The organism is Snuella lapsa, from assembly GCF_039539345.1.
Taxonomy (GTDB): Bacteria; Bacteroidota; Bacteroidia; order Flavobacteriales; family Flavobacteriaceae; genus Snuella; species Snuella lapsa.
On the sequence record NZ_BAABCY010000105.1, the window covers coordinates 1 to 12,632 of the forward strand.

8 protein-coding genes are annotated in these 12,632 nt (G+C 38.3%); all 8 read right to left on the minus strand.

The window, feature by feature from the left end; all coding sequences use genetic code 11:
* Positions 1 to 93: 93 nt before the first annotated feature.
* The 8 genes from ABD792_RS18575 to ABD792_RS18610 are packed head-to-tail and all read right to left on the minus strand — an operon-like array spanning position 94 to position 12,630.
* Positions 94 to 939, minus strand: coding sequence for a glycoside hydrolase family 16 protein (locus ABD792_RS18575; RefSeq protein WP_345007981.1), 846 nt, complete (start codon positions 937 to 939; stop codon positions 94 to 96).
* Positions 932 to 1,789, minus strand: coding sequence for a fumarylacetoacetate hydrolase family protein (locus tag ABD792_RS18580; protein WP_345007983.1), 858 nt, complete (start codon positions 1,787 to 1,789; stop codon positions 932 to 934). The genes ABD792_RS18575 and ABD792_RS18580 overlap by 8 nt, the downstream gene beginning before the upstream one ends.
* Positions 1,790 to 1,816: 27 nt before the next feature.
* Positions 1,817 to 3,397, minus strand: a complete 1,581-nt coding sequence (locus tag ABD792_RS18585; protein ID WP_345007985.1) for a sulfatase family protein — start codon at positions 3,395 to 3,397, stop codon at positions 1,817 to 1,819.
* A gap of 1 nt (position 3,398) precedes the next feature.
* Positions 3,399 to 5,759, minus strand: coding sequence for a right-handed parallel beta-helix repeat-containing protein (locus ABD792_RS18590; RefSeq protein WP_345007986.1), 2,361 nt, complete (start codon positions 5,757 to 5,759; stop codon positions 3,399 to 3,401).
* Positions 5,760 to 5,779: 20 nt separating this feature from the next.
* Complete coding sequence (locus ABD792_RS18595) at positions 5,780 to 6,457, minus strand: SGNH/GDSL hydrolase family protein (protein WP_345007988.1); 678 nt, start codon at positions 6,455 to 6,457, stop codon at positions 5,780 to 5,782.
* A gap of 10 nt (positions 6,458 to 6,467) precedes the next feature.
* Positions 6,468 to 8,855, minus strand: coding sequence for an alpha-L-fucosidase (locus ABD792_RS18600; RefSeq protein WP_345007989.1), 2,388 nt, complete (start codon positions 8,853 to 8,855; stop codon positions 6,468 to 6,470).
* A gap of 49 nt (positions 8,856 to 8,904) precedes the next feature.
* Positions 8,905 to 11,133 (minus strand): alpha-L-fucosidase, encoded by a 2,229-nt coding sequence (locus tag ABD792_RS18605; RefSeq protein ID WP_345007990.1) that lies wholly within the window; start codon positions 11,131 to 11,133, stop codon positions 8,905 to 8,907.
* 9 nt (positions 11,134 to 11,142) lie between these two features.
* Positions 11,143 to 12,630, minus strand: a complete 1,488-nt coding sequence (locus ABD792_RS18610) for an alpha-L-fucosidase (RefSeq protein WP_345007992.1) — start codon at positions 12,628 to 12,630, stop codon at positions 11,143 to 11,145.
* Positions 12,631 to 12,632 lie beyond the last annotated feature (2 nt).

A 12,632-nucleotide genomic window follows, 5' to 3' on the forward strand; every position in this document is an offset into this window, starting at 1 on the left:
TATTCATCCCCTTTTGTGACAGATTCCTCTAAAATTATTTTGTGCTGTAATGGAGGTTTCATGTGTTTATATTTTAGTAGCTATTTAAAAGTGTTATTGATATATTTTTACCCAATCTATAATCATGTGCACCGGAAGGTCTTCTGACTTTACATCGCCTACCCAAGAACCTCCTAATTGCTGATCGATTAAAATATAGAAAGGTTGATCGAATGGCCATTGCGTAGGATCGACACCCTCTAATTTTGGATAGGTATGTGTCTCCTTACCGTTTACAGTAAACACCAGTTTATCTGGATACCATTCTAATCCATAGGTGTTAAATTCTTCGGAATTCACCTTAGCTGTTTTGTAGTAAAGGGGATTATCTTTTTGCTTGAGTTCAAGCGTATAATAGGAATGTACGGTTTGATAGACCATCTCATCGAAATTGAGATGTTCCATGATATCTATCTCTCCATTTCTGGGATACTTCCCATATTTCTTTTGCTCTGCCAATAACCAAATGGCTGGCCAGGCGCCTTTGGCATTTTCTAATTTTGCCCGTATTTCAATTTTACCGTACTGAAAAGCAAATTTCCCCTTGGAATAAATACCTCCTGTTAAAAAGGGACGGGAATCGGCTATGGTATCAGGATTAACTATGCCCTTTAAATGTAGTTTCCCATCGGAGAAACCATAACAGTTTGCGTTATCGGACATATAATTCCCCCAATCAGCTTTATTCGGGGGAATCTTTGTCCATTTTGTTGTATCAATTTGCTGTTCGTTAAAATGATCTTCCCATACCACTTGCCACTTCGTTGTTTGCAGCGTATCCTTTTGAACAAATATATATTCGTCTACTATGGCCGATCGGGACGCCTTACAGTTTACCAATAATAGGGTAAACAACAGGGCTGAATATTTTAACGTTTGAAAACTTACAATTTTAGCCATTGTAAGCTTTTGCTACTTGTTTAGATACTCCTAATCCATCGATACCCAGTTCCATAACATCTCCCGGTTTAAGGTATATAGGCGGATTGAATCCTAAGCCCACCCCAAAAGGTGTTCCTGTTGAAATAATATCTCCTGGCAACAGGGTCATAAATTGTGAAATATAGGATACCACTTCTTCTACATTAAAAATAAAGTCGGATGTGGAAGAGTTTTGAAGTTCCTTACCATTGACCTTTAACCATAAATTAAGATTATTAGGATTAGGAATTTCATCTTTGGTAGCTATGAATGGTCCCACCGGAGCAAAGGTATCACAGCCTTTCCCTTTACACCATTGCCCTTCTTTTTCAATTTGGTAGGCACGCTCAGAAATATCATTGTGCAACACATACCCTGCTATATGGTTGTAGGCTTCTTCCTTTTCTACATAAGATGCTTTTTTACCAATAACAATCGCTAGTTCTACCTCCCAATCTGTTTTCTCACTTCCTCTAGGTATCACCACGTCATCATTAGGTCCAACCAAAGCCGAAGTTGCCTTAAAAAACAAAACGGGTTCTTTGGGTATTGCCATCCCAGCTTCTTCTGCATGCTTGGCATAGTTTAAACCTACACAAACAATTTTAGAAGGTCGCACTAAAGGCGCAGCCAAACGTACAGTATCTGCAATCTTAGGACAGCCAGAAGCATTACTTTCCAGCCAAGAACTTAATCTTTCCAAGCCATCACCTCCAAAAAAAATCTCGTCATAATCCTGTCCGAATGCAGACACATCGATACGTGTTCCATCTTCTAATTGCACGCCAGGTTTTTCATTCCCTTCTTCTCCAAATCGTATTAATTTCATTTTTATTGATTTATTTATTGTTTTTATTTATTTGTTTTTTGATATCCAATTAATTTGCTTCCAGTTTGCAACCGAATCATTTTCCTGAGCTTTGCCAGGAGTACTTCTTCCTTCAAGAATTTGATTTTCTAATAAGGTCTTTAACTCAGTTACCTTTTCAGGATGCTCTTTATAAATATTTTGCATTTCACCAGGATCGGTTACCAGATTATATAGTTGAATCTCTGGTAAGGATACGACATCCTTTGAATTGGGCTTGGGGAAACTCCAACCGGCAGAACCCGGAGCCATCACCAATTTATAATCGCCTTGTCTAATAGCAAAACTTCCATTAATAGAACTGTGAATAATAGCCTCCCGCTTAAACATTTTCCCATTATTTGTTAAAAGTGGTAACATTGAAAAACTGTCTTCTGCCTCGTTATCGGTCAACTTTGCATTTACAATATCGGCACAGGTAGCGAACAAGTCTGTGGTGCATATTGTTTTACCCGAAACGGATCCAGCTTTTACCATTTCTGGCCATTTTACAATAAACGGTACACGATGTCCCCCTTCAAAAATATCGGCTTTATGTCCCCTGTAAATACTACTCGGATTATGATCAAACGCTGCTAACGCCTTATAATCGGCTTGAGGCGAACATCCGTTATCACTTGTAAAAATAACGATGGTATTCTCTTCGATTCCAGCTTCTTTAATGGCTGCCTGTAATTGTCCCATATAACCATCTACTTCCATCACAAAATCGGCATAGGGGTTTAAACCACTTTTACCCAACCACTCCTCAGTAGGTAAAATTGGGGTATGAGGTGAAGGCAAGGCTAAATACAAAAAGAATGGTTTCTCATTTTTGGCTTGCTCCTTTATAAAATTAAAAGACCTCCTGAAGAAGTTTGGGGTTACATCTTCATGAACAAAATCGGGACTTGTCGGTCCTTCGCGCCACCATGTATATTTTCCTTTATCGACCGTTACCGTATCGGGAATGGTGGTAGGCATACCATTCTCAACATAAACATAAGGTGCCATGTCCAACGAACCCGAATGTCCGTAGGCATAATCGAACCCCACATCGTTTGGGCCGTTTTTAATGGGTTTTGAAAAATCGATATTCTTATAATCTCCTGGATTCCATCCATTGCCCAACAAGCTATCCTTTTGTGTTTTAGCCCAATCCCAGCCTAAGTGCCATTTACCTATAAACCCGGTATAATAGCCATTTTCTTTAAGAAAAGAAGCTACCGTAGCTCTGCTATTGGGGATGAGTGCTTTGGAGGTTCCGGTTAAAACACCGCTTTTTAGCCTACTTCGCCAATTATAACGCCCCGTAAGAATTCCGTAACGCGTAGGTGTGCACACGGATGAGGAAGTATGGGCATCGGTAAATATCATACCACCTGCAGCCAAGTTATCCAGATTGGGCGTTTTGATCTTACCGTTGTTGTTAAATACCTTGACATCGCCAATCCCCAGATCGTCTGCCAATACATAAATAATATTAGGTCGCTTTACCGCTTCTTGTTCTACCTCTGCTTTCTGCTTTTTAGTACATGAAACCTGTAATAAAACAATGCAAAGAATTGCAAAAACTAAATGTTGCTTCATTTTATTTTGTTATTAAATTAACGGTTTGCTCTTTCTGGTTTCTAAAGATACCCAGTTTCATTTTACCTTTCCAGTTTAACTTCTGAAAGTTATTTATTAAATCTGATGTATTTTCAATTTCAGCTTCTTCAACCCGAACGACAACATCTCCTTCTTGAACCCCCGATTTCTTAAGAATACTTTTCTCATTAAGCGAAACTACTAAAACACCCGCCGTTTTGTTTAACCCGGATGCCGAGCGCTCTTCAATGGTTTCTATATTTTTTATTTTTGCATCTTGCCAATCTACGATCTCTCCTTTTTCACCACTAATACTTAGATATACTTGTGGAAAATCTGGTTGTTTGGCCAAGGTTTTTAAACGGGCTGTTTTAACCCCAAATACATTTGTTTTGAACGGCACAAAACCAATTTTTTCAGGCTCAGAGCTATCTACGATATCATAATTACCATTAACCGGGTCTTTAAATTCTAAGCTACCATAAATACTGTGGACATCTACACCTTTAGACTGGGCATCCTTCAAAGCTGCTTCGTTAGGGAAAAAATTATAATCCACTTCTTTTCCCCAATGTTTTACCCAAATATCTCTATGACTTGTAAAAACGATATTTTTCCTAAATACATCACCACTGTTTTTAAACCAAACATGCGGATGGAAACCGTTGTTAATCATAACATTATTTTCTACGGTTCTATAAAATCCTTCTCGCAGTTTAATGCCTCCATTTAAGCATAAATTGTTATATATATTATAATTTGAAGAACCATCATCCAAATCGATGTCCCAACCATGATCACACCGAAAGCGGTTGTTTCTAATGATAGTTGTATGTATGGCGTCCCAATAGGGCATCTGCGGATCATCAGCAGCCAACTTATCCATTACCGATCGGTGCGGATGCCAGAAGCGATCACGCCCCCAGGAATTGAACGCGCCATGATCGGAAGTTTCCAATACGGTATTGAATACGTCATTAAATTCTATAACATGGCCTCCCCAAGTACCTTCGCTTACATTGATCCCAGCACGGGGTATGTCGTAAATACTATTATTGCTTACGGTTATGTCCATTGCCATAGAGATCTCCACCCCAGCTGTTTGTTTTTCTATGCGTCCAATTCGGTAAATTAAATTATCGTTGACTACGGATTCACTGGGGTAATTATTTGTTGCGGGGCCTGGTACGGTATCCATTACCGCTAAATCAACATATTCGCCATATTGAAATGAGGGCGAACGCACCGCTTTGGGATCTCCTACAAAACTGATGGCAGTAGCACCGCAATCGTGAATGTGATTTCGTTCTATAGTAATATGGCGATTGTAATTGCTTGCAAAAATGACGTTTCCTCCCAAGTTAACAAACTCGCAATCGGTAATGCTTATATTTTCAGTTCCTTCTATAAACAAAGCTCCTCCTCTAAATATAGTCCAATCACTTCGCAACAAAGGCTCATAATCTTCCAAAAAGGTTCTTTGTGTATGTGTAAACTTAATTCCGCTTATACTAATATTTTGCACAGGTACTCTTTCAGTTCCTTGAATGCTTATCAAATTCTTTAAAGTTGCGCCTTCAAAAAGAGCTGTTTCGACATTTATGTTATTTAAAGGCCAATAATAAAGTTCCTTTTCATCATTATCAAAATACCACTCTCCTGGACTGTCCAATTCTTCCAAAACATTTTCTACCATTCTAAAACGTTCGTGCATTTTTGAAGGTCGGTTGTTTTGATGTCCTCCTACTAAATCTACAGTGCCATCTTCATTGGCTTTAGATATCACGTAATGAAAGTCGCCCCATTCACCACTATGCATGGCGTGTACAATCGCTCCTTTAGGTTGTTGCCATGATTTTACACGTTCTGGTGAAATGGCATCGGCTGCGTGTCCTTGCCAGTGTCCGCCCTCCTCATTATAATTGGGGTATCTTGACAATGCTTGTTGTTGTTCGTTTACAAAAAGTTGATCGAAATCTGAATTCCCTTTTACATCAGCAATCCATATAGAGTCTGATTGTTTAATCCAATTCAAATCTAATTGTTCTGACCCCTTAATAATAACTTTATCTGATTCCTCACCAATAATACTTATATGACTTAGTTCTGGGGTTATTACAATTGGATTGAGTAAACGATATTCTCCTTCTTCTAAATAAATATTTACATGTCCTTCTGGATTTTCATGCTTAAATGCTCTAGCTTTTTCAATGGCCAAATCTATTGTTGCCAATGGAGCGTCTTTAAATCCAGTAGCTGCATCATTCCCATTGGGGCTTACATAAATATCCTGTACCGGTAACGCACAGCTCAAGAATAGTTGAATGCATATTACAAGGGAAACTTTAACTGTTTTCTTCATCTAATACTTATTTTCTTTGATTATTGCTTTTTGAGTACTTTCATTTGATCTATTAAAAAACCAGATATTTTTTCACCCAACTTTATATACCCTTGTTCTGTGAAATGAACATCATGCACTCCTATTCCATATTTGTTGTGAATTTCTTTAGATACTTTATATATATCGTTAACTATTACCCCATATTTTTTCATTACTCCCTTTGCTGCCTTATTGTATCGTTTTGCATCTTTTGTATACCTTCCTGCTTCCTCATTAGGCACATAACTTGTTGTTACAAAAATGAGTTTGGCATTCGATTTCCTTTTAATCATCCTAACAAGTGCATCCAAATTGGCAGTATACTCTTCAACTGTATAGGTTAACGTACCGTTTATTTTATCTCTGTTTCCGTATTCTTTTGAATCAGGGTGTCGGTAACATAAGTCCCATAGTCCCCAATTAAACTGGATGATATCCCAATCGGTATCTCCTATCCAAGCTTCAATATGCCCTAGTCCAGTACCTGTATGCTGCGCATTGCCTGGATTATGCTTTACAATTGCGACATCGGCCAAACTTTTCTGTACAAATGGAGTATAACCAATGGATATGGAATCTCCTATAATTAAAATTTTGGGTTTACTTTTGTAAAAGGCACTCGTACTGCATACAACGAGCAATAGCATCAAGTAATATAGTTTATAAGGGCACTTCATTCTCTTTACATTATTTTTTTACGTTATAAATACTGAAATTCTTTATTTGGGGCTTTCCATCACTTCTTAAAATTTTAAGCCTTAATCGACTTATTTTTACACTTTCAAACTGTTCTATTCGTTTGTGCCCTATGCTTTGTCCACTACATACTTCTTTCCATTTACCATTCACTAAAGCCTCTACCGTATATGATCTAATCCGCTCCCCTTGTTTAATATCCTCCTGGATAATTACATGATTAATCTCTGTAGCAGTTTTAAGCTTTAATTCTAATTTATATCCTGTCCCAGATACTGTTTTTAATGGTTTAGAAAATCGCCTGTTAATCTCATCTCCCCATTCTTTTAATCGTTTAACATCGGGATCAGGTAAAAGACCATCCGGATCGGGTGTTAAGCCCATGATAAGGGTTGAATTCCTGCCAACAGACTTGTAATACATATCTATTAAATTCTCCAAAGGGAAAATGTGGGCTTCATCATCAGGTTCCCAAAACCACTCGTGACGTCCATTATAGCCTCTTAAAGGCGCATCGGCCATAGCAGGCACCCAAAATTTTCCATTGGGATCGCCTTCTTTTAATAACTGAAAATTATTGGTTGCTATATTTCTTCTGGCACTTTCACCTGCCCCTGTGGCATTATAAGGGAATGTAGACCAACATGGATCGGCAACTGTTCCTGATTCGGAGCCACCCCAACGTGCTTCTGCCAACTGTCCGTTATGATAGAACAAGCAATTGGGTTGGTATTTTCTAACTATGGGTAAAACATCTGGCGCTCCATTATCGGGATGATCGGCACCACCATCAAACCAGATTTCAAAAAGTTCTCCATAATTGGTACATATTTCTTTCACCATACCTTCTATCATTTGGTTATACCATTTCTGACGATTTTCTTTAAATGCGCCTTCTCCATTGACCTTAAAGTCATGAACACCTAAAAATGAATTCCATCGTATACCTAAATAGATACCGGGCTTAATACCATACTTTCTACAGGACGCTACAAAATCGGCCACAATATCACCTTTACCGTTACGCCAATCTACTGCTCTTAAACAATAAGGATTAACTTTAGATTGGTACAAGGCAAACCCTGTTTCGTGTGTTGCTGTTAAAATCGCAAATTTGGCACCAGCATCTTTGGCAGCCTTCACCCATTGATCTGTATCTAATTGTTTAGGATTGAATATCTGATAATTGTTAACAGGATCGATTCGGTTATTCCCTTGACCGTATTTTATACCATCAAATACGTGCAGATCGTAATGGAATACGACGCCCATTTCGGCTTGCTGCCAAGCTAATTGCCTATGATTCGGTTTTGGATATGATACCTCTTCTATAGGAATGAAAATACTATAGGATTGATCGCCTTTCTTAGCAGCCAAGCTTAGCACTTTGGGTTTGCCATTTTCATGATAAACAAATGGACGTTCCAAACGGTCGGGGACGAGTATCGATCCATCTGCCATTTTAATTTTCTTAGGCAAGAGCACATACTCATTAGCCTTTTTCCAATGGATCCCATCATGTGATGTTACCATACCTATGAAACCATGAGCATGGAACACACCATAAAAACGGTTTCTGGTTTCATCGTACCACATAGACATATCTTCGGTATCTATATAATCGATTACTGGTTTTTCCTGAATTTCAAATGGTCCTTGTGGTGATTTTGAAATGGCTATGGCCTGATTTCTTATAAAACGTTTTTCATTGGGTTTATCACCCTTAACAATCAAATAATAGTTACCATCACTTCCTCTATCAATAGCTGGGTTTACGGTAAGGGTTGTTATAGGTCCCGAAGGCTCTATTAAGGGTGCATCCATACGTTTCCATGGACCATTGATAGAATTTGCAACGGCTACACCAGTACGTTGATTGGGACGTAAAATTTTCCAATTTGGATGACTGTATCCTGTACGGGCTGTTTCTACAAGTTCTTCTTCTGTAAAATCGTTATCTCCTAAATTGGTAGCTATGTAATACAAATAGTATTTCCCTTCAAAATATTTTATTTTAGGGTTATGTGCTGTAATAGCATCCCATCGGTTATTGCGGGCACCTTCAAGTACTACGTCTTTAAATTTCCAGGGACCAGCAGGGCTTTTGGACGTGGCATGTGCAATCTCTGAATGCGTGAGCCAGCCTGTAAATCCATACTCTTTTTTCCATCGTGCATAGAACATATGGTACTTTCCGTCCTCTCCTTTTAATATGGATGTACCCCAATTGTAATAGCCCTCGGTCTTAAACACATTGTCTGAGGTAATAGACTTAAACTTGTCGTACAAACGTAAGTCATCTGTATTATTTTGTGCAACGCTAAAGTTTACAAAAAAGAGTAAGATTACGATATAACCATATTTTGCAATATACTTCATCTACTAAATTTTAGTTTACTGAATAATCCTAGGATCTTCAAAAAGTTATTTACTCGAAAATATCTAACTCTGCAATGGCAGCTGTTTGTTTGCCTCCTGCTATGGTTTTAGACTCAATTCTAATGAATCTAACTTCTACCGTATTCTTAAAATAATGGTTTCTTCTTACGGGATCGTTAATTAGGTTTCCAAATTTAAAGGCTTCAACGGTTTTCCACTGTTTACCATCCTGGCTTACTTTAAATATACCTTGCTCGATCATGCCGTCGGCATGTTTTGTTTGCGGGGTGTAAGCAAAGCCCTTTAGGTTATAAGAACGTCCTAAGTCAACAGTCAAATAATGGGTATTTCCTTTTGCTTCTGATTGCCAATAGGTGTTTGGATTTTCATCAAAAGCATATGTTCCTGGGTGTTTATCCGCATCGCTATCTGTTGCTACAATTTTCCAATCGGTTTTTAAAATACCGAACACACGGGATGCTATGCTACCCATTTCTTCCTTATCGATTGCAACGGCCTTAACTTCGGTCGATGCCACAATTTCGGAATCTCCAAACAGCTTAGAGGCTTTTGTTGGTATACTACCATCGGTGGTATATCGGATTTCATAGCCAGCATTTAAATTGTTTATAGCATCTTCTCCATGGGGTTTCCATCCAAAATCGTGTTTTTTGGGTGCAATATTAAGTTTTCCTTCAGCATCTCTGGAAATCGTTAATTGTGGCGGACGTGTTTTGTAATAATGCGCTGAAATATTTGAAACAGTTGGCACAAAACGCGAAGCGGTAACACGTATTCTGAATTTATTGGAAGTTACCTCCTGAAAACGTAAAATACGTTTGTAGCCTACATTAGTGGCTTTAGCAATTTCCTGCCAAGCATTATCAATCCAAGCATCCAAAGCATGAGATTCAATACGTTCTCCATGTGTAGTTATGGCTTCTTGTAACACCACACGATTGATTGTAACTGGTTCATTTGTGCTTATAAGTATTTCATTTGAATCACCTAATAACTCAAAACTTTTCACATCTGCATCCAATACTTTGGAAGGCCCTTCTGCGTCTTCAAATAAATTAGTATTATAAGTAGCTTCAATACGCTTCCCTACCTCTTTTAGGACCTTAACATCTTCTGGTGAAAACTTACCTTCTCTATTTGGAGGGATGTTCAATAAAAATGTTGAGTTTCCTCCTACTGAACGTTCATAAATATCAAATACATCGTCGGCGCTACGTACTTTTTGTTTATCCTCGTCTCTATAAAACCATCCTTCGCGAATAGAGGTATTCGTTTCAGCTTGCTGGTAATGCAAATATTTAGCATCATACAGTTTCTCCCGGCTTCCAATATCTTTACCTGTAATATCGGCAAAGCTATTCATTTGATTCGGATCTGTTTTATATGGGATGACATTCCATTCGGTATCTCTTGTTCCACCGGCTTCGTTACCACACCAACGAATGTCCTGTTTTCCAAAGACTACTGCTTTTGGTGCCAATGTTGCAATGAGCTCTTTCCAAGCTAGGTAGTTATATTTTTGTCCGCCTTTACGCTTCGGGTGGGCACCATCAAACCATACTTCATGAATGGGGCCATATTCTGTTAACAATTCGAAAAGCTGATTTAAGAAATACTCATTATAATCGTCGACATTAAATGTAAAAGTCGTTTTATTGGCAAACGGACGCCCTTTAACAGGTCTTGGAATGGTTCGGTCTGAATACTTGCTTAGATTACCATAAAGCCCTTCTTCATTTTCAATTTGGTACAGATCGGCTGGTGATAAATAGACTCCTAATTTTAGTCCGTACTTCTGACAAGACTCAGAGAGTTCCTTTAAAATATCTCCCTTTCCATCTTTAAAGCCAGTAGACATAATACCGTGCTTGGTATAGCGGCTTTGCCAAAGCACAAATCCGTCGTGATGTTTTACTGTGATGATTACCATTTTCATACCGGCACTTTTCATGGCTTCACACCATTGATCGGTATCCAAAGTCTTTAAATCGAAAATTTTTGGGTCTTCCATGCCATTTCCCCATTCCATACGGGTAAAGGTATTTGGACCGAAATGAATAAATGCAATGAATTCATTTCTTAGTGCCTCGTACTGATTGGCTGTCGGTACAACATGTGCCGCTTTTAATATAATGGAATCTTTGGTATCACCTTCTTTAATTTCAATGGTATTACTGGTATTTAACACCAATCCTTTTCTTTGGTTACACGAAACAAAAACCAAGAAGGCAACTAATAAACTGGATAGTTTGTACATATTTGAATTTTATTGTTTTGTTATTTTAATAGCATAGGCATAGGTATCGGATACTTTGAATTTATCTGGTCGATAAACAGGCAGTTTTATCATAACATCATTACCTAACTGTTTTACTCTTAATTCTTCTCCTGTTGCCAGCAATGTAATTTTTGCATTTTCAGGCGCTTTAAAATTTCTTATAGTAACCGACTCCGTCCATTTTGGCATAATGGCAAAGTAGGCCTCTTCATTTTGTGTAAAGAATAACTCTTTAACCGCATAACCTGGTTCGGGATCGATGGTTTGTTTTAAAATGACATCGCCTCCTAAATAGTGTTGCTTGGGTATATAGTTTTTTTCGCCATTTAATGACCATTGAAAAGAGTTATTCCAAGGGCGCGTTCCATAGATAGCTTCTCCGTTTGTTTTCAACCAGCTTCCTATTTGCAATAAGCGCTCTTGCATAATTACTGGTATTCTTCCTCTGGCATCTGGACCAATATCTAACAACAAATTACCTCCTGTACTGACAATGTTAACTAGAGTTAATACTAGTGCTTTTGGTGAATTGTAATCTTCTGCATCTTCATTGCGGTTGTACCCAAATGAAAATCCCATGCCGCGACATTCTTCCCAAGGCTTATCAAATTCGGGAGTTGCCGCTTCATATTCTGTAGTAAAGTAACCTCCATGATGTTTTCTTACTCCTTTTCCCCAACGGTCATTAACGACAATAGATTCTTTTACGTTCGATTCGTTAAACAACCAGGCCAAAAACTCTTTAGACTTCCATTTCTCGTCTTCCATATCCCACTCACCATCTGCCCATAATACATCCGGACTATATTTAGTTACCAAATCCTTTACTTGAGGGATAAAATGCTCATCTACAAAACGTTCTTTGTCTTTTTGCCACCAAGGGTGATACCATTCGTAAAGCGAATAATACAATCCCATTTTAACGTCGGTTTTCTTTACAGCTTCCGACAACTCTCCTACCAAATCCCTTTTGGATCCAACTTCCATACTGTTCCATGCAAAGCCCCTATCATTGGCTTGCTTGTTAGGCCAAAGTGTAAATCCGTCGTGGTGCTTAGAGGTCAATACAATGTATTTGGCTCCTGCTTTTTCAAACAATTCAGCCCAATCATCGGGATTGAACAAATCGGCTTTAAAGTGCTCTCCAAAATCATAATAACTAAAGTCTTCTCCATAGGTTTTATTATGAAAATTAACTATTTCGTCTCCTTTAAATTTACCATTACCAAAAAGGGATTTACTCTGTAACCAATATTGATACCACTCCGAATAGGTCCCTTTGGGAGACCAGGCTGGTACTGAATATGGTCCCCAATGTATGAATACTCCAAATTTAGCATCTTGAAACCAATCGGGTATAGGACGGGAGTCTAAAGATTCCCAGGTGGGTTTGTAGGTTTCCTGAGCGTTAACAGAAGCGCAAGTTGCTATTGCTAACAAAAAGTTTATCAGGTATCGTTTTTTTAATAGGTTCATAT

Bases quoted from the DNA above. Each gene is read 5' to 3' on its own strand.
- ABD792_RS18595 (WP_345007988.1), bottom strand. From the start codon at position 6,457: ATGAAGTGCCCTTATAAACTATATTACTTGATGCTATTGCTCGTTGTA.
- ABD792_RS18585 (WP_345007985.1), bottom strand. From the start codon at position 3,397: ATGAAGCAACATTTAGTTTTTGCAATTCTTTGCATTGTTTTATTACAG.
- ABD792_RS18600 (WP_345007989.1), bottom strand. From the start codon at position 8,855: ATGAAGTATATTGCAAAATATGGTTATATCGTAATCTTACTCTTTTTT.
- ABD792_RS18575 (WP_345007981.1), bottom strand. From the start codon at position 939: ATGGCTAAAATTGTAAGTTTTCAAACGTTAAAATATTCAGCCCTGTTG.
- ABD792_RS18610 (WP_345007992.1), bottom strand. From the start codon at position 12,630: ATGAACCTATTAAAAAAACGATACCTGATAAACTTTTTGTTAGCAATA.
- ABD792_RS18605 (WP_345007990.1), bottom strand. From the start codon at position 11,133: ATGTACAAACTATCCAGTTTATTAGTTGCCTTCTTGGTTTTTGTTTCG.
- ABD792_RS18580 (WP_345007983.1), bottom strand. From the start codon at position 1,789: ATGAAATTAATACGATTTGGAGAAGAAGGGAATGAAAAACCTGGCGTG.
- ABD792_RS18590 (WP_345007986.1), bottom strand. From the start codon at position 5,759: ATGAAGAAAACAGTTAAAGTTTCCCTTGTAATATGCATTCAACTATTC.